11 protein-coding genes are annotated in these 19,076 nt (G+C 43.2%); 2 read left to right on the top strand and 9 right to left on the bottom strand.

Annotated elements, in window-relative coordinates:
* The first annotated feature begins 118 nt into the window (after positions 1 to 118).
* Both J3P37_RS17465 and J3P37_RS17460 read left to right on the top strand, forming a co-directional pair.
* Complete coding sequence (locus J3P37_RS17465) at positions 119 to 2,161, top strand: dipeptidyl-peptidase 3 family protein (RefSeq protein ID WP_256012642.1); 2,043 nt, start codon at positions 119 to 121, stop codon at positions 2,159 to 2,161.
* A gap of 94 nt (positions 2,162 to 2,255) precedes the next feature.
* Positions 2,256 to 2,999 (top strand): DeoR/GlpR family DNA-binding transcription regulator, encoded by a 744-nt coding sequence (locus J3P37_RS17460; protein WP_256012641.1) that lies wholly within the window; start codon positions 2,256 to 2,258, stop codon positions 2,997 to 2,999.
* 324 nt (positions 3,000 to 3,323) lie between these two features.
* Here the strand turns inward: J3P37_RS17460 and nagB are convergent, their stop codons facing one another.
* The 9 genes from nagB to J3P37_RS17415 form a co-directional block, all read right to left on the bottom strand.
* On the bottom strand, positions 3,324 to 5,243 hold the full coding sequence (gene nagB, locus J3P37_RS17455) for a glucosamine-6-phosphate deaminase (protein ID WP_256012640.1): 1,920 nt from the start codon (positions 5,241 to 5,243) through the stop codon (positions 3,324 to 3,326).
* Between the two features lie 56 nt (positions 5,244 to 5,299).
* A complete protein-coding gene (locus J3P37_RS17450; protein WP_256012639.1) occupies positions 5,300 to 8,113 on the bottom strand; it encodes an FAD-binding and (Fe-S)-binding domain-containing protein in 2,814 nt (937 codons plus the stop codon).
* A 16-nt stretch (positions 8,114 to 8,129) separates the two neighbouring features.
* On the bottom strand, positions 8,130 to 9,638 hold the full coding sequence (locus J3P37_RS17445; RefSeq protein WP_256012638.1) for a sodium:solute symporter: 1,509 nt from the start codon (positions 9,636 to 9,638) through the stop codon (positions 8,130 to 8,132).
* Positions 9,639 to 9,708: 70 nt separating this feature from the next.
* Positions 9,709 to 10,542, bottom strand: a complete 834-nt coding sequence (gene murQ / locus J3P37_RS17440) for an N-acetylmuramic acid 6-phosphate etherase (RefSeq protein WP_256012637.1) — start codon at positions 10,540 to 10,542, stop codon at positions 9,709 to 9,711.
* A gap of 44 nt (positions 10,543 to 10,586) precedes the next feature.
* Positions 10,587 to 13,541 carry a serine hydrolase domain-containing protein gene (locus J3P37_RS17435; protein ID WP_256012636.1) on the bottom strand — a complete coding sequence of 985 codons (2,955 nt, stop codon included), beginning with the start codon at positions 13,539 to 13,541 and terminating at the stop codon, positions 10,587 to 10,589.
* 16 nt (positions 13,542 to 13,557) lie between these two features.
* Positions 13,558 to 14,688, bottom strand: coding sequence for a dipeptide epimerase (locus J3P37_RS17430; RefSeq protein WP_256012635.1), 1,131 nt, complete (start codon positions 14,686 to 14,688; stop codon positions 13,558 to 13,560).
* A 2-nt stretch (positions 14,689 to 14,690) separates the two neighbouring features.
* On the bottom strand, positions 14,691 to 15,908 hold the full coding sequence (locus tag J3P37_RS17425) for a C40 family peptidase (protein ID WP_256012634.1): 1,218 nt from the start codon (positions 15,906 to 15,908) through the stop codon (positions 14,691 to 14,693).
* Between the two features lie 8 nt (positions 15,909 to 15,916).
* A complete protein-coding gene (locus tag J3P37_RS17420) occupies positions 15,917 to 17,770 on the bottom strand; it encodes an outer membrane protein assembly factor BamB family protein (RefSeq protein ID WP_256012633.1) in 1,854 nt (617 codons plus the stop codon).
* A 238-nt stretch (positions 17,771 to 18,008) separates the two neighbouring features.
* Positions 18,009 to 19,049, bottom strand: a complete 1,041-nt coding sequence (locus J3P37_RS17415) for a glycoside hydrolase family 18 protein (RefSeq protein WP_256012632.1) — start codon at positions 19,047 to 19,049, stop codon at positions 18,009 to 18,011.
* Positions 19,050 to 19,076 lie beyond the last annotated feature (27 nt).

The following is a 19,076-nucleotide window of genomic DNA, read 5'->3' as shown; positions in this document are numbered from 1 at the left end:
AAAGCATAGTTTAGATTGAGTCAAAAAACATTTTAAATACGTTTAAGCTCTTCAAGAGTCATATATTTACTGAAAGAGGTATCAACCTGCAAAAGATAGATATACCGTTGATAAAGTCATGAAATTAAAATTATTTGCATTAAGTGCAGCCCTCGTTGCGGGCAACTCCATAGTGGAGGCACAAACTACTAAAACACAAACACAGCCATTCAACATAACCGCTGAATCCTTTGCTGATCTTCAGATCCTGCGTTACCAGGTACCTGGATTTGAGGAACTGAGCCTCAATCAGAAAAAACTTGCCTATTATCTTTCGGAAGCCGCACTTGCCGGCCGCGATATTATTTATGACCAAAAGGGCAAATACAATTTACTGGTCCGGAAAACGATTGAAAATATTTATACCACTTATAAAGGTGATAAGACCAGTAAGGACTGGAATAACTTTAAAATATATACGGGCCGCTTTTGGTTTAGCAATGGTTTCCACCATCATTATGGAAACGACAAGTTTGTTCCGGCTCATTCATTTGAATACTTTAGTCAGCTGGTAAAAAACTCTGCCCCGACAGGTTTTCCATTAAACAAAGGGGAGACTCTTAACGCATTCATCCAAAGACTGAAGCCGATCATATTTGATCCTTCGTTTCAGCCGAAGATGGTTAACCAGGCACCCGATATTGACAATGTAAAAGCCTCCTCAAACAACTTTTACGAAGGTGTTACACAAAAAGAGGTCGAAGATTTTTATGCGAAGTTTGAAACGAAAGGCAACGCACCTTCCTGGGGATTGAACAGCAAAGTCTTAAAGCAGAATGGAAAGCTGGTGGAAAAAACATGGAAAATTGGAGGGATGTACGGTCCAGCCATTGAGAAAATTGTGTTCTGGCTCGAAAAAGCGATTCCGTTTGCTGAGAATGCACAACAGAAAGATGCACTGCAAAAGCTGGTGAAATATTACCGTTCTGGCTACCTGAAGGATTTCGATGAATACAACATCGCCTGGGTGGCCGATACTGCCTCACGTATCGACGTTGTTAATGGCTTTATTGAAGTTTACAATGATGCTATCGGCAAAAAAGGCAGCTTCGAAAGTGTTGTATCCTTGAAAGACCTTGAAGCTACAAAGCGTATACAGGCTATTGCGAAACAAGCACAATGGTTTGAAGATAATTCTCCTCTAATGCCGGCACATAAGAAGAAAGAGGTAAAAGGAATAACAGCTAAAGCTATAACTGTTATTATGGAGTCAGGAGACGCTGCGCCTTCTACACCAATAGGTATTAATCTCCCGAACTCTGACTGGGTTAGAAAGGAGCATGGCTCTAAATCTGTTTCCCTGAGTAACATCATCCATGCTTACAATCTTTCCAGCAGCAACAGTGGCTCCCTGAATGAATTCGCGTATGGAGATGACGTGAAAGCAAGGATCATCAAATATGGCGCCTTATCGTCCGATTTACATACTGATATGCATGAGTGTATTGGTCATGCTTCTGGTCAGATAAATCCAGGCATCGAAACGCCGGATAAAACCCTTAAAAACTATGCTTCTGCTTTGGAAGAAGCTCGTGCAGATCTGGTAGCTTTATACTATATCATGGATCCTAAGCTTGTTGAAATCGGGGTGATGCCAAATCTGGAAGTGGGAAAAGCAGAGTATGATAGTTATATCATGAATGGCCTCATCTCTCAGCTTACGCGATTAAAACTGGGTGATAACCTGGAAGAAGCTCATATGCGTAACAGGCAATTGAATGCGATGTGGGCGTACCAGATGGGTAAAAAAGATAATGTTATTGAATTGGTAAAGGAAAACGGCAAGACCTATACTAAGATCAATGATTACAATAAGCTTCGCGATCTGTTCGGACAACTTTTGCGTGAGATTCAGCGTGTGAAGTCGGAAGGAGATTTTGAAGCCGGTAAAAACCTGATCGAAAATTATGGAGTAAAGGTTGACCAGGCTTTACTTAAAGAGGTTCTTGATCGTTATGCTAAATTAAATGTGAAAGCTTACAAAGGTTTCATCCAGCCGAAGCTGGTTCCTGTTTTGAAAGGTAATGATATCATTGATATTAAGGTTACTTACCCTGATTCGTTCTACAAACAAATGGTAGAATATGGCAAGAATTATTCTTTTTTGCCTGTGATGAATTAAGGCACGGATTCTAAATTAATAGAAAACCGCTTTTGTAAAACAGAAGCGGTTTTTCTATTTAATAAATTATATTTGAAAATTCGAAATTTTCAGCATGTTAAAAGAAGAACGCCAGGCTTTTATAATGAAGCAGATAAATCTGCACAATAAGGTACTTTCATCCGACCTAAGTATTCAGTTAAGTGTATCCGAAGACACTATCAGAAGGGATTTAAATGAGTTGGCAGAAACAGGTAAAGTGCTGAAAGTATATGGCGGGGCGCTTTCTAAATCCTTCAATTACCCTTTTCAGCCCGCAGACACCTATGCGAGAGATTCCAAAAAAGAAATAGCAAAAAAGGTAGCCAAACTGATGCATAATGGAATGGTGATCCTTGCCGGAGGCGGCACTACAATGATTGAAGTAGCCAGGAACATGCCGGAGCATCTTACTGGAACATTTTTTACCGTGAGTCCGCTGGTTGCATTAGAGATGGCAGAACGATCCAGCCTGGATGTGATCCTTATTGGTGGACGACTTTCTAAAGACAGCCACATCAATACCGGTGCACAGGTGATCAATCAGCTAAGTGAAATTAAAGCGGACCTCTGCCTTCTTGGAACCAATGGATTATCTGTGGATGAAGGTGTTACTGATTCTGACTGGGAAGTGGTACAGGTAAAAAAAGCGATGATCAAATCCTCTCAAAAAACGGCTATTGTTAGTATTGCTGAAAAACTTAACTCTGTACAAAAGATGACGGTATGTCCATTAGGTTCAGTTCATTACCTGATAACAGACGTTGACCCGCATAATGATTCGGTAAAGGGATATTCGAAAAGTATAGAAGTTATTTAGATATACAAGTTGGAAGTTACGATTTACGATAGTAGACAGATAAAGCTAGCCAGTGGCGCACGTGTGCTGCGTGCGCCAGCAAGCGATATAAAGGGTGATTAAAGCAACTGTCTATTCTCGTAACGTATTGTCATTAATTGATTGTCATAGTTGATCGTCATGCCGAATTTATTCGGCACCTTTTGAGCTATGCCTGGAACTGCTCAGGCAAGAGGTCCTGAAACAAGTTCAGGATGACGACGAAATAAAAAAAGGGTGCCGAAAATTGCATCTCGGCACATAGTTTAGCGAACGCGTGCCGCATGTGCTAAACTAGTCCTCCTGTCAAAACTTCCACCTTACAAAAGCTTCCATCGCTTCGTAATCAGCCAGTCCTAAAGCATCATAAGCTCTTGCTGTTTCGCGGGTTCGGTCTTCGGCTCTTATCCAGAACTCACGTGCATCATCGCCCGGAAATACAGGTATATCTTTCTGCGACTGGTGCTTGAATATGGCATTCCGTTTTCTTTCCACTTCCTGTGGTGATAAAGGAACAGCCATTTCTATTTCATGAGTTTCAAATTCATGCCACGCGCCCCGGTACATCCATAACCAGCAGTCGTTAGTCCACTCTTCGGTTTCACGCAATCTGTCCATTGCCTGCAGAATGATGTCAAAGCAAACTTTATGCGTTCCATGCGGATCAGCAAAATCGCCAGCGGCAAATATCTGATGAGGCTTCACCTTTTGCAGAAGCTCCATGGTAATCCTCACATCATCCTCTGTAGTTTGCCTTTTCTCAGTCTTGGCCCTCTCATAAAAAGGAAGTGCCATAAAATGAATATGATCATCCGGCAGGCCTGCAAATCTCGCTCCGGCTATAGCCTCACCTTTCCGGATAAGCCCTTTTACCGTTTGTATCTCTTTTATATCAGTTTGATTTGGTAGTTTCTTGGCAAGAAACTCACGCATGTTCTGATATAAGGATTCAAGATCACCGGAGTTGTAGCCCTGAACTTTTATAAAGTCGATGGCAAACTCGACAAAACGCAAAGCTTCATCATCCCAAACGGCTGTATTTCCGGAAGTCTGGTAAGCCACATGAACATCATGCCCCTGATCTGCCAGCCGAATAAATGTCCCTCCCATGGAGATCACATCATCATCCGGATGAGGTGAAAAGATGATCACCCGCTTTTTATCCGGAGTTGCGCGCTCAGGTCTGTCGGTGTCGTCTGCATTTGGTTTTCCACCCGGCCAGCCGGTGATCGTATGCTGGATCTGGTTGAAGATATCTATATTGATGTTGTATACCGGCCCCTTTTCAGTCGCCAGCTGGGCCATCCCATGATTATTATAATCCTCTTCCGTTAGCTTCAGGATTGGTTTCTGTAATGTTCTTGCCAACCAGATAACCGCTTTCTTAATTAATCCTTTCTCCCATGCACAATCTTTCACCAGCCATGGGGTATCAAAGCGCGTCAATTCTGAGGCTGCATCCTGGTCAACGATAAATTCGACATTATCCGATAACTGCAGGTACGTTGCAGGCACTTCTGAGGAAATTTCGCCTTCCACAGCTTTCTTTATGATCCCTGCCTTTTTCTTATTCCAGGCCATCAGGATGATTTCCCGGGCTTTGAAAATGGTTCCGATCCCCATGGTGATCGCCTTGGTAGGAACGTTTTCTTTTCCCCCAAAGTCACGCGACGCATCCCGCCTGGTAAGATCGTTAAGGGTCACCAGCCTCGTACCAGAGTTGGGGGCCGAACCAGGCTCGTTAAAACCAATATGTCCCGTACGACCAATACCTAAGATCTGAAGGTCTAAACCACCGAATAAAGTGATCTTATTTTCATAATCAAGACAAAACTCCGTAATTCTCTCGAGTGGAAGAGTACCATCCGGGATATGTACATTAGCCATATCAATATCGATATGACTGAAAAGGTTCTCATTCATGAACGTGACATAGCTTTGAGCTGCATCAGCGTTCATTGGATAATACTCATCGAGGTTAAAAGTAACAACGTTTTTAAAGCTTAAACCTTCTTCCCGGTGAAGCCGCACCAGCTCGGCATACACCCTGACCGGCGAGGCGCCGGTAGCCAAACCTAATACCGCTTTTTCGCCTGTCTTTTGTTTCGCAAGAATCAAATCAGCAATTCTGCGCGCAATAACTTTTGATGCCGTGCTTTCGTCAGGAAAGACTGTAACGGGCAGTTTTTCAAACCGTGTTTCTTCTAAAAGATTTAATCTTGACATTGTGAATTATGAGTATTAAGTTCTAAGTTGTAAGTATTAAGTTGTGAGTTATAAGTCTAGCAGCATTCGTCAACCAGGTAGATTATTGATTCGTAATTTTTCCCCACAGCGTCCGACAGGTTAATTTCGCAGGTCTTTGAAGAAGAATAGTATCCGTCATAATCCCGCGACTTCAAATCCGCAGCCTCCTTTGCTGTAGCAGCTTTGGTTAATTCCGGAAACAAAAATCCACGGTCACCGGCCATTCCGCAGCAGCCTGCGTGCAATGGGATCTCTACCTCGTCAGCAAACTGGCGGGCAATTTTCACAAACTTTCCTTCCAGCCCCATCTTTTTTAAAGAACATACCGGATGCAGGGCAATATGCGGTTTGGTTTTTTTCGCCGTAACCTTCGGCAAAATAAATTCCATCAGGTAATCAATGCTGTCAATAATGCGTAGCTTATCAAACTTCTCCTGGTTCTCCGGGCTAAGCACTGGCCGGCAGGCTTGCAGGGTTTGGGTACAGGAGGTGATGTCCAACACAATAGGCAGCTGCCCGGCATTTGTCCATTCCCAGGCATTGCTGATGATGGAGTTAGCTGTATGTTCGAAAGCTTTACTGAATCCCTTTGAAGAGAATATCTGACCGCAGCACATTCCCGCAATGTTCTCTGGTATCATATAAGCCAGACCAGCCTTAGCAGAAACACTGGCAAAGGTTTCGATTAAATTCTTCTTCCCTTCTGGCGTACCACCCATCACCCGCGAAATGCAGGTAGGAAAATAAACCACCTTTGCCTCAGCCTTTGAAACATTTTGCCTCGGAATATTTGAGGTAGTCCTTATCTGGTTACTCCATAAGGGCACAGCCGGAATAACCTTTTTCACGCCGCTGGTAAGTGCTCTCAAAGTATTTCTGCCAAATACTGCATTAATGCCGGCACCGGCTCTAAGAGCTACTTTTACAGTGCCTGCCACCGTTCCAAAATTCTTCGCAGCGATAAGAGCTACTTTATTTGCTATTGGACTATGACTCTCACGGCGCAATCGCTTGATCAGTTCGCCTGTATTGATATCGACCGGACAAGCGGTAGCGCACATGCCGTCTACAGCACAAGTGTCCATTCCGTCATACTGATACTGCTGCAAAAGTTCCTTATGGCTAGCCGAGCGACCAGTTTCTTTAAGCTTCACCAGTTCTCTCCGCACAACAATTCGCTGGCGCGGAGTGAGTGTGATATCCCTGCTCGGACATTTATGTTCGCAGTAGCCGCACTCCATACATTTATCTACCTCTGGCTCTACACTTGGCAGATCTTTCAGGTTGTGGAGATGCGCTTGTTTATTTTCATTAATGATAACGCCGGGATTAAGCAGGTTCTCCGGATCTACAACCTGTTTAAGACGTTTCATGACCTGGTATACTTCCGGCCCCCATTCGGTTTCAACAAATGGAGCCATATTACGGCCTGTACCATGCTCAGCTTTTAACGTCCCGCCATACCGTTCAACAACCAGGCTGACCACATCCTTAAGAAATGCATCATAACGTGTAATTTCCGAGGGAGTATTAAAAGCCTGGGTAACCACAAAGTGGATATTGCCATCCTTAGCATGACCGAATATTATAGCATTATCGTACTTATGCTTTATGAAAAGCTGTTGCAGCTCTAAAATAGCATCACCTAAACGCTCCACCGGAAATGCTACATCCTCCAGGATAACAGTGGTTCCGCTTGCACGCACAGCCCCTACTGCCGGAAACATTCCTTTCCTCAGCTTCCAAAGAAAATCCTGCTCCGCCGGATCCGTGGTAAACAAGGGTCTATTAAGTTGCCGCAGCTCGGAAGAAAGTTCCAGGAAGCGGTCAACTTTTAGCTGCAGTTCTTCCAGATTGTGCCCCTGATATTCCACCAACAGCGCCGCGGCACCTTCCGGAAGTTCTTTAAAAAAGGCAGGAACACCTTTAATATCTTCGATTGACCTTAGGGAAGCCCTGTCCATTAGTTCAACCGCCTCTGCTCCTGTTATTGTCAAAGGCACAATAGCCTGGCATGCAGCATAAATATCAGGAAAATACATTAAAGCCGTTGACTTTGCAGGGTAATCGGGCACCGTATCCAAAACAGCCTCTGCAATAAAGCCCAAAGTACCCTCTGCTCCGATCATAAGATGAGCGAGAATATCCAGCGGCTCATCATAATCTATAAATGCATTTACAGAGTAACCTACCGTATTTTTCGTTTTATACTTAGCCCTGATCCGATCACGGATAGCTGGATTCGTCCTCAGCGAAGTTTTAAGCAATTCAATTTCCTGATAAATAGCAGGGCACTCTACTCTGAACCTCTCATAATCAGCGGGCTCTTCTGTAGAAAAACTAAAGCCATTAGGAAGAATGAACCTGATGTATTTTGTAGTGTGGTAAGAGTTTTTGCTTACCCCACAGCACATTCCGCTTGAGTTATTGGATAGGATCCCTCCCATCATCGCCGAATTGATACTGGAAGGATCAGGGCCGATCTTTCGGCCGGACTTTCTAAGGTACGCATTCACTATTGCGCCGATAGCTCCCGGCTGAACCCTGACTGAATGTCCGTCGTTTTCTACAATAACCCTGTTCCAATGCTGACTTAAATCTACCAGAATGCCATCCGTAATTGACTGTCCCGATAAACTGGTGCCACCTGTGCGAAAAGTAAGGGGAATTCTATGCTGGTGTGAAAAGTGAAAAAGGCCAGCTACCTCTTCTCTAGAGACTGGCTGGACCACTGCTTTAGGGCGCAGGTAATAAAAGCCGGCGTCTGAAGCATAAGCCACCACATCAATTAGCCGTGACTTTATTCTTTCTTTAGGTAATACGGACTCAAGAAGACTTGCTATTTCCATTAAGTAATTTAATCTTTTAATTTAAATCGGCTACCTCCGGCACGCCGAAATATTCCTTTTCTTTCATCTTCTTTTTACTGTTAAGCCATAGAAAGACATAAGTTATTAAACCATTGATCACTATTAGTTCGAATCCAATGGAGTAGCCTATCCAGCTTAACGAGTTATAATCGATAAAATACGAAATTATCGGAGACAAAATACAAATATATGGAACATACTTGTCAGTCACTTTTCGTTTTGTAATCATTCCAAATGCAAATAAGCCAAGAAGAGGCCCATAAGTGTATCCTGCGGCTTTAAAAATGGCATTTACCACAGAGTCGTTGTTAATAACCTTAAATACCAGGATCACAAGCAACATCACAAAAGAAAACAGCACATGCACCATATGCCTGGTCCTCACCAGCGATGCATCGTTCTGATCCTTCTTCTTATCAAACCCTAAAAAATCTACACAAAAGGAAGTAGTCAGGGCTGTCAGGGCTGAATCTGTTGTAGCGAACGTAGCCGCTGTCAGGCCAAGCATAAAGATGATTGCCGGAGCCATTCCCAGATAGTTCAGTGAAATTTCAGGGAAAAGATGATCCGGAGTGGCGAGAGTACTTACATCGATCCCTTTAGCAGCCGCGTATTGATAAAGCAAAGCGCCAACACTCAGAAAGAAGATGTTGATAACCAGGAATACAGATGTAAAGGTCAGCATGTTCTTTTGGGCTTCACCAATATTCTTACAACTAAGGTTCTTTTGCATCAGATCCTGGTCCAGGCCCGTCATAGCTACCGTCACGAAAACGCCGCCTAAAAACTGCTTAACGAAATGATTCTTACTGCTAAAGAAGTCCTCCCAGAAGAAAACTTTTGAATAGGAACTGTTCTTAACTGTTTCGAACGTCTGTGCCAGATCCAGGTCTAAACTTTTAGATATAAAATAAATGGAAAGCACTACGGAAGACAGTAAAAATACCGTTTGCAGGGTATCTGTGATGATAATGGTTTTTAAGCCCCCTTTGTAGGTATATGACCAGATCAGAACCAGGCAAATCGTGATAGTTGCCCAAAAAGGGACATTCCACGCATCAAATATGAACTTTTGCAGGACGATTGCTACCAGGTATAATCTAAAAGCCGAGCCAATGGTCCGGGAAATTAAGAAGATCATAGCACCGGATTTATAACTCCAGAAACCTAAGCGTTTTTCAAGGTAAGTATAGATGGAGATGAGATGGATCTTATAATATAGAGGCAACAGTACGGTGGCTATAATAACAAAACCTACGGCATTGCCAAGCACAAACTGAAAATAACCAAAGCCGCTGTTGAAAACGGCTCCGGGGACCGATATAAACGTTACCCCTGAAAGTGCGGTTCCAATCATACCGAATGCCACGAAATACCATTTGGAATTCCGGTTAGCAATAAAAAAGCTTGAGTTATCCGACGCTCCTTTCGAGGTTATCGCTGAAATAAGGATTAGGACAGCAAAGTATCCTATTAAAAATGATAATAAAACTATTGGAGACATAAATTATCTTGGAATTATCTGGAATGTATCAAGGTTTCTCCGGGACCATTAAATCAGATCCCTGTTAATTTTACTGGGGAACACTAGCGTTAATGGCTTTACGCACACTTCCATACCGTTCCAGTAACTGGGTGGAGGTAGTTTGATCAAGACCTGTTTCTTTCATGATCATTCTTACTCCGCGAACAAATAACTTATGATTGGTGAGCTGCATATCCACCATTTTATTACCTTTTACCCTCCCTAATTTGATCATGACTGCCGTGCTCAGCATATTTAACACGAGCTTCTGTGCAGTTCCCGACTTCATACGGGTGGATCCCGACAGGAATTCAGGTCCTACAACTACTTCTACGGGAAACTGGGCTTCAGCAGCTACAGGACTGTTCGAATTACACACCACACACCCGGTGATCAGGCCATTTTCATTTGCTTTTCTCAGTGCCCCTATTACATAAGGAGTAGTGCCCGAAGCAGCTATGCCTACCACCACATCGCCTTCGTTTATATCATACTTTAGGAGATCCAGCCATCCTTGTTCTGTATCATCTTCAGCAAATTCTACCGCTTTACGGATTGCAGTATCTCCTCCGGCGATTATTCCAATCACCCAGTCAAAGGGCACACCAAAGGTTGGAGGACATTCGGAGGCATCAACAACACCTAAACGCCCGCTGGTACCGGCACCAATATAAAACAAGCGACCGCCGTCGGCCATTTTTTCCGCCACAGCCGTTGCTAGTTTTTCAATCTGGGGAATTGTTTTTTCAACTGCATCAGGAACGGTCTTGTCCTCCCTGTTGATATTCTCTAAAATCTCCCTAACAGACATCTTATCTAAATCCTTATAGTTAGAGTCTCTTTCTGTTGTAATTTCCATATGTAATTCCTTAATTTCTGTCATGATTTTTTATTGTAGCATATGCTGATTGATTCAGCTTATATATATTATTTTGTTCTGATAATTGACTGATAGATCAACTCCTGTATATCTCCTCTTACATTCATGATTCCAAGCTTGTTATTTGCGCTATCAGGATTAACACGGTTTGAAAGGAAAATATATAACAGCTTGTATTTGGGATCAGCCCAAACTCCTATGCCGGTAAAGCCAGTGTGTCCGAAAGTTAAGGGAGAAGCGCTGAGACTTGGGTATGGAGTACTGCTTGTCAAATTATCCTTTTCAGGCTTGTCAAAGCCGAGGCCTCTCCTGCTTATTTCACTGTGGTAAGCAGTAAAGTAATCGATGGTCTCCTTTTTTAATAAGCGTACCCCATTAAGCTCCCCGCCGTTTAATAACAGTACATACAGTTTTGCAAGATCATTAGCGTTGCTGAACAAGCCTGCATGCCCGGCAACCCCGCCGAACATTGCAGCCCCTGGATCGTGCACATCTCCCTGGATATGCTGAAGCCGGAAATACTTTTCGTTCTCTGTGGGCGCTATCTGGTTAAGAGGAATATGCTCCCTTGGTTTGAAGGTCGTGCTAAGCATTCCAAGAGGCGTATAAAAGTTATCTTTAACATATTGATCGAGTGTTTTGCCGCTTATTGCTTCCACCACTTTCCCAAGAAAAATAAAGTCATTGTCGCTGTATACATATTTCCCTAAAGGCCCAAGTTTACTTTCAAGGATCTTTTTGTACATGCTATCGATCCTGCTTTGCGGCATATACATGTTTTCAGCCACCCGTACCGGGTAAAGATCGGACATCGCTGTGCTGTACATTCCCTGCTTCGGCTTGCCATTTTTGTCCAGTGTTTCTTTATAAAAAGGGATGAACGCTACCAGGCCTGCCTGGTGTAACAAGATGTCTTTTAGCTTCAAACCAGCTTTATCAGATCCCCTTGTCCATGATAAATAATCTCCAAGCGTTTTATTTAGATCGAGCTTTCCTTCTTCGTATAATTTCATGACTGCAACGGTAGTGGCAGATATTTTAGTTACCGATGCCAGGTCATAAACAGTTTCAAGTGTAACCGGCTCCTTCCTGTCGTAGTTCATATAACCATAGGCTCTTTGAAAGGCAACTTTACCATCCCGGACAACCAACACTACAGCACCCGGGGTTGCTCCCTTTTCTATGGCCGTCAGTGCAATTGCGTCTATTTCATTGAGTTTTTTACTATTCAAGCCAACTGATTCGGGACTTGCAGCCGGAAGATAATGGCTACCGGTAACGCCGGTTCCATACTGAAATTCAGGGGATACACTGACAGGCAGTTTTCCTTTGGGAGATACTGTGCCCTTCAGAAGCTTTAAAGCAACATCATGCATCAGATCATCATCTTCATAACACGCTACAATGTTTTTAGCGGCAGTAATATTTTTGATGGCATAAGGGTTACCGAATACAAAGCTTATCACGTTTTTTTGATCCTGCAGCAGCTGCATCAATTTCACGGGAGCCGCGCTTATTCCAAAATTATTTGCAGGGTACTTTTTATACTTATGTAGTCCGACAATAATTGCATCATATTTTCCTCGAAGGCTTTGAGCAATTTCCTGTGCTTTTACAGAATCAGAAGCGAAGTCAAAGTAATAACAATCTGCCTTAAAGTTTTCCTTCAATAGCTTCGCAAAGTGATTCTCATCTTTTAGTCCCACACCAACAAACGCCACTTTCTTAGAGGCCATGAGTGGCAACATGGCTGACTCCTCCTGCTTTAACAGGGTGATGGCATTTTCGTATACTTCCAGTTTGATCCCTCTAACCTTTGAATTTAGATCAGCCGCAATACCCAGGGTATCTATGGGTGTCGCATTACTTAAACCCAGGTTATATTTTGCAAGTAGTACTTTACGTGCCTTTTCATCTATGTCTTCCCATCTAAGTTTATTCTGACGGATGGCCTTACGTACCTTCCTGATGCTGCCCTTAATATCACCGGGAAGGCATAACATATCATTCCCTGCAATGATTGACTGCACAGCTGCCTCACCCTGTGGATAAAATTTTGCAACGCCTTTCATTTCAAGTGCATCGGTAAATGTAATTCCTTTGAAACCCAGTTGTTCTCTTAATATACCTGTTACATTTTTCTTGGAAAGCGAGCTTGCCTGATTAGGCGTATCATCGATCGCAGGAATATAAAGGTGAGCTACCATCATACTCCCTACACCTGCTTTAATCAGCTCTTTAAAGGGATACATTTCCAGGGAATCCAGGGACCCGATCGATTTATTAATTACAGGCAGATCCAGATGGGAATCCACCGCTACATCGCCATGACCCGGAAAATGTTTGGCACAGGCCATCACACCAGCATCTTGCATTCCGCGCATCATCTGAATACCGAAGGCAGCAACCTTGTATTTATCTTCACCCAATGAGCGAAAGTTGATCACAGGGTTGTTGGGGTTATTATTGATATCAACAACCGGAGCATAATCTACCTGGATGCCTGCACGTTTACATTGCTCGGCAATTGCCTTTCCTACTTTATAAGCAAGAGACGCATCAGGCGCTGCACCCAGGGTCAGCTGATCCGGGAAAGGCTTTACATCACCAAATCTCATTCCGACGCCGGTTTCCCCATCAATACATACAAGCAAGGGCGTTTTTGCTTTTGACTGAAGCTTGTTGATCACATCAGCCTGCTGTGCTGAGTTTCCCTGGAAAAGACAAACCGAACCTATATTGTATTTCCTGACGTATTTTTGAACCTCTTTATCGAAAAATACAACCTCATTCCCTCTTTTTTCCGAAAGACGGATCACCATTAGCTGTGCTATCTTTTGCCTTTTTGATAGTTTGCTGAATGTTTTTTCCACCCAGATTTTGGAAGCGGGCGTATTTTGGAGAAAGTCTTGTCCTTTAGCAGAAGAAGACAGGCAAAGAGCAAGTGCAGGCAAGATCGACCTGGATATAAACCTTTTTATAAAAAAATGAGATGTGTACATTTTTATACTTTATTTCTTAAATCTTTTTAATTCCAATGCCTGGCAGGTCCTTCAGGGTTACCTTTCCATTAATGATCTCTGCTCCCTTGTAGACATCATTTGAAATTAAGACTGCGCCATCAAGGTCGGCCCAATCAACCATAGGCGCTAATTGCGCGGCAGCCGAAATAGCACATGAAGTTTCCGTCATACAACCCATCATCACTTTCATATTCAAAGCCCTGGCCAGGGTAAGCATTTTATGAGCCTCCCTCATTCCGGTGCATTTCATCAATTTGATATTGATGCCATGATACACCTGATGCGCTTTCAAGACATCATCCAGACGTTGTACTGCTTCATCGCCAACCGTTGGTATCGGACTCCTTTCTGTCAGCCATGCATTGTCATCGATCTGCTCTTTCGGCATCGCCTGTTCCAGGAAGATCACTCCGCGCTCGTGTAACCAATGAGCCATTTCCAGGGCAAAAGACTTGTCCTTCCAGCCCTGGTTTACATCCACACATATTGGCTTGTCAGTGATTTGCCGGATAGTTTCGATCATCATTTTATCTGTATCCCGGCCCAGCTTAACCTTTAAGATCTTGTACGGCGCAGCTTCTTTAACTTTTTGTCTCACCACTTCAGCCGTATCTATGCCGATGGTATAGGACGTTAGTGGTGTTTTCGAAGCATCAAAACCCCAGATTTTATACCAGGGCTGCTTTACTAATTTTCCAACCAGGTCATGAAGGGCAATATCAACGGAAGCCTTTGCGGCTCTATTGCCCACTTCAATCTCATCAACGTATCGGAGTATATTCTCCATTTCAAAAGGATCATCAAATTTCGAGAGATCTACTTTTGAAAGGAACTTTGTAACTGTTTCATGAGATTCGCCCAAATAGGGAGGCATAGAAGCTTCTCCATAACCAATCACGCCGTCATACTCAAGCTCCGTGAGAACCACTGGTGTTGTGGTACGCGAACTTGTGGCTAGATTAAAGGCATGTTTAAGGTTTAAAATGTAGGGTCTGAAACGAAGCTTTAAAGACCCGGCACCACTCATTTTCTTCTTCTGAGCGGCAAACAAGTCCTCGGGAGCTGTCGTTAAAGAGGCTCCCATTAGTAGTCCCGAACTTTTTATAAATTCTCTTCTGCTGCTCATTGTTAATCCTTTCTAACTGAGTAAAATGGATGCTCATCTACCCGGGTAATCGCAGGTTTACCTATAGAGGTAAGAATTCGCTTTGCGTTAACAAGTGTCCGGGTTTGAAATTCATCATAATCAGGATCACCGGAAACTAAGCTGTTTATGCGGACCAGTCCTGCTGCCTGAATGAACTTTCCTTCACCCATGTAGATCGCCGTATGCGTCACCCTGGGCTTGTCAACTTTATGTTTTCCTGCGGCAAAAAACAGTAGATCACCAGCTTTAAGATTTTTTAAGGCTTTAGTAAGATTCACAGTGTCAGACTCAAATATGTCTACCTGCTCGCCAGACAGCACCTGTTGAGAAGCATCTCTGGCAAGGATAATTCCGTTCAGGTAATAACAGGTCTTAGTGAATCCACTACAGTCGAAGCCTTTAACAGACGTGCCTCCCCACAAATAAGGGATACCTATAAGGCTTGTTGCTGTGTTCAGAATATTGAACGCCTGAGGATTAGGTCTGGAAACCCAGTTATTGTATTTTGCCGCGTCCTTAACCGGGATGTATGCGATGCGCTGGTCAGGGTAGGAAACTCTATAGTATTTTTTTTTGCGGCCTAAGACCTTTAAAATATTGCCTGCCACAACATCCGATACAGGGCTGGAATTACCCGAAGGCTTACTAAACGCATGACCGTACTGGCTGGTATAAACTACTCTATCGGCAGATTGCCATTCAGTAAATTCTTCACTCGTCATTGCCTCAATACCGGCGTCATCAGTCCAGGAAATATAGTTGTCAGGCGTACGGACAAGATAATATCCTCGCTCCTTTTTAAGAATTTCGACGGGAGTTCCAAGCAAGACCTGTGTAGCCATTTCTGCTGTATGATCAGGTTCAAAGCGGCTGTTGCAAACTGAAAGAGTCGCCACTCCGTAAACCTTTCCCTGCAGAGCGTTAGAAGGCAGCAAAGATTCAAGAACAGTAGCGCTTATACTTTGAGTCATAAACCTTTTCTTTAATATTTCTGCGGCATTTGCTTGCGTACTCTCCAATTCTATAACAAAGGGAGACTGCGATTTGATGTTCACTTTGAAATAAGCAGTCCTCCTGTCAGGCGCAAGCTCTTTTTTAACCTCGCTGATGACAGTCCAAACACTGGCTGAATCAGGCAGAGTCTGAGCTGACAGCCTGAGAGAATCAAAAAACAAAGCAATTAGCAATGCGTATCTCACATCAAATTCTATTTAGTGGAGTATTCTAAACAGGCAACTTTCCCGTCCATTGTACTAACAATAACTTTATTCTTATCTAAAGGCATAATTGGGTTCATCAAGCAATTTGACGTCTTATATTGCCACAGCACCTCTCCTGTTTTCCGGTCAACAGCAGAAGCCAATCCGGAATGACTCGGCACATAGATCACGCCCCGGCTCTCAATAATAGCTGAAGGAGTAAGCTCATAAGGAAGCTTCAAATCTCCCTTCCAGGTTAGGTCCATCTGGGGAGTAGTGGTCGAGATGCCATACAATTCACCATCCATTGTTTTAACATATACCAGGCTTTTATCTTCGGATAAGCCCATCGACTCGCGCACCCTGACATTTTTCATCTGGGTTCTCCATATCACATGGCCAGTTTTTGCGTTAAAGGCAGTCATATACCTGTCGGGAGCGACGATAAATACCCGGCCATTTGCTGCAACAGGATAGCAGGCTGCAGGAGAAAACATCCGGTTAGATGCGCCGTTGTTCCACTTCCAGGCCAATTGACCAGTCTTTATATCTAAAGCATAGAAGTCGTTAGCCCAACAACCAAAATAAATCAGACCTTCATAGATCATCGGCTTTGTTACAACAAATCCCTTCACCTGGTCGAAGTCCCAGATCAACTTTCCCGACTTCAGGTCTAGCGAACGAAAATGCCCGTCGGAACTTCCAATAAAAACCTGATTTCCTTTCACAAGGGCAGAGCCAAGAACCGGCCGTAAGGCAGGGAACTTCCATTTCAAACTACCATCCTTAGCAGAAAGACAATAAATAAAATTGTCAGATGAACCAGCGAGGACATAACCTTCAGCATAATAAGGAGTTGAATAAATCTTGCCGCCAGTTTGGTATTGCCAGGCCTTTAAACCGGTTTTTCTATGAAGTGCATTAATTGATCCTTTGGTGTTGGTTGCGAATACAAAAATCTTAGACATTGCTGTTCCCGCACCTATATCACTCTGATCCTGGTATTCCCATAGAGTTTTAACGCCCAGAAACTTTTTATTAACAGCAAATGAAGGTCTGAAATACGTTGTAGTGTCTTTTTCAAAATGATGGTTTGCCAAAGCCACCTCAGTCCATTTTCTATTGGTTTGAATAAGCGGCTTTCTTTCGTCAAAACTCGCCGTTCCGTTTTGGATAGTAACAATGTTATACCCGCCAATACTGTCTTTTGCTCTCAGGTTGGAACGCCCCATCACTGAAGGAATACCCTCTACATTAAACTTTCTGTTTGCATGCCCGTGCCCGCAAAGCAGCAGCTGAACATTCCTCTTTTTCACCCTGTCGATTGCTTCGTACCAGTTGTTTTGAGAAGAATCCTGGGGATAATGATTAATGTAGATAACCGGCATGGATGGACTAGGCATATTGTTTAGCACCGAATCAAGCCAGACAATATTTTCTCTTGGCACCTGCCCCGGCCCCATTCTCATGTTTGGACCAGAACTGGTAGCGGCAAAGAAATAACCACCTGCCGTAAAAGAAAAGGTTTCTCCGCCAAATACCCGGAGGAAGCTGTTACTGCCACTCTCCGACCAGTTGGAGTCATGGTTTCCCGCGATAATATGCCAGGGCATATTTAAACTATCCAGGATCTGCTTCGCAAGCTTCAGCTCCTCATCTGAACCAAATTCGGTAATATCACCGCTGATCACTACAAACTGGATGTCAGCCTGGCTGTTAATATCGGTGACAGTGCGCCGAAGATCTTCAGCGGCAGTATGATTACCGATATGTGTGTCGGAGACAAAAGCGAATTTGAGGGATTGTGCATTTGACTCAAATACCCACAAAAAGAGCAAAACCGCAATAGGACTCCCATTCATAATTAGACGGTGGCAATTTGTCATACAATTATACAAATAAATCGGCACAAACATGCAATTTTTATTTAATAAAGAGTCTAAACCAGAACAAAACGCATAAAAACGCAAAACATTAGCTTTTTTACCAATAAATCATTTTAAAAATGCATTCCCAATTTTTATGCTATAAAATGTTTTATAAAGCCCTCTCTGCGCAGAGAAGGCTTTATCTCGTGACTTAAAACTGTACTTGATCGGCTTATTTAATAACGTCGTAAGCCGCTTTGACCATTGAATTTGGTCCATTAGCATCCTGATAAAGCTCCCATACCATTAGGCCATTGGCGTTATCCTTCGCTAGTTGAGCTTTCAACTTCACCACATCAAGACTATTGTAATAATAAATATCCGTTCTGTTCCCGGTTATGACAGTTGCCGAATTAAGTAGTGGCTTCGCGCCATTTTTTAATAATTCTCTGTACGACATTGCCAGAGGGGTTGGATCTGCCGTTTTTCCATAAGCAGGAAAACCTAACACTGCTTTTTCTTTCGGCAATCCTTTAATGTTTAACCAGGCATCCATTACTTTTTGGGCTATAACATAGGTTGAATGATGGTTAGGCTCCTGCGGGTCCAGTCCTTTTGCATCATAAGCCATTAAATTAACAAAGTCCATTGCCTCAACTGCTCCTGGAGTTATGCCATCACGGACATCACCAGCAAAAAGACCTGCAGTAACAGCAGCACTTAAATACAAATGATATCTATGGAGCTTACCTGAGAGCTCTTTCATAAATTTTTCAAAAGTGATGTCGTTGGAAAGGCCAGCGTTCGGATATTCCCAATCTATATCTATACCGTCCAGATCATACTTTAAAGCGAAGGTGACAATGTTGTCAATGAATTTTGAACGCAATACGGAGTCGGCAGCTATAGCTGAGTATATCGCCTGAGATCCGGCGAATGACACTGCTCTCTTCACCCCGTTCTCTTTTGCCCGCTGCATAATCTTAGCGAAATTTTGCGGTTTTATCAAAGGTTGAATAGTTCCATCGGCATTTGGATAGGCAAATGCATAATGAAGGTGAGTGATCATCTTGAACTTCTCCATTTCAATCGAATCAGGCTCATTCGCTTCAGCATAATAAGCTACCATTTTAAAGCTACGGTCTGTAACATATTCACCAGAAGGGATCTCATGGGCACCTTTATGGTAGTCATCCGGAACCCATTTTACTTCATCCTTACAAGAATACAAGCCCCCAAGAAAAATTGCTGCTATATATAAAAGTCTTTTCATTTTATTCAAATTTTCCATGTTCTCTGA

The organism is Desertivirga xinjiangensis (assembly GCF_024436435.1).
Classification (GTDB): Bacteria; Bacteroidota; Bacteroidia; order Sphingobacteriales; family Sphingobacteriaceae; genus Desertivirga; species Desertivirga xinjiangensis.
The sequence above is the reverse complement of the archived record's forward strand: the minus strand, read 5'-3'. Positions and strand labels throughout refer to the sequence as shown.

What these genes read in the sequence shown, in the direction of transcription:
- J3P37_RS17460 (WP_256012641.1), top strand. Translation starts at nt 2,256, where the DNA reads ATGTTAAAAGAAGAACGCCAGGCTTTTATAATGAAGCAGATAAATCTG.
- J3P37_RS17450 (WP_256012639.1), bottom strand. Translation starts at nt 8,113, where the DNA reads ATGGAAATAGCAAGTCTTCTTGAGTCCGTATTACCTAAAGAAAGAATA.
- J3P37_RS17465 (WP_256012642.1), top strand. Translation starts at nt 119, where the DNA reads ATGAAATTAAAATTATTTGCATTAAGTGCAGCCCTCGTTGCGGGCAAC.
- J3P37_RS17415 (WP_256012632.1), bottom strand. Translation starts at nt 19,049, where the DNA reads ATGAAAAGACTTTTATATATAGCAGCAATTTTTCTTGGGGGCTTGTAT.
- J3P37_RS17445 (WP_256012638.1), bottom strand. Translation starts at nt 9,638, where the DNA reads ATGTCTCCAATAGTTTTATTATCATTTTTAATAGGATACTTTGCTGTC.
- J3P37_RS17435 (WP_256012636.1), bottom strand. Translation starts at nt 13,541, where the DNA reads ATGTACACATCTCATTTTTTTATAAAAAGGTTTATATCCAGGTCGATC.
- nagB (WP_256012640.1), bottom strand. Translation starts at nt 5,243, where the DNA reads ATGTCAAGATTAAATCTTTTAGAAGAAACACGGTTTGAAAAACTGCCC.
- murQ (WP_256012637.1), bottom strand. Translation starts at nt 10,542, where the DNA reads ATGACAGAAATTAAGGAATTACATATGGAAATTACAACAGAAAGAGAC.
- J3P37_RS17420 (WP_256012633.1), bottom strand. Translation starts at nt 17,770, where the DNA reads ATGAATGGGAGTCCTATTGCGGTTTTGCTCTTTTTGTGGGTATTTGAG.
- J3P37_RS17430 (WP_256012635.1), bottom strand. Translation starts at nt 14,688, where the DNA reads ATGAGCAGCAGAAGAGAATTTATAAAAAGTTCGGGACTACTAATGGGA.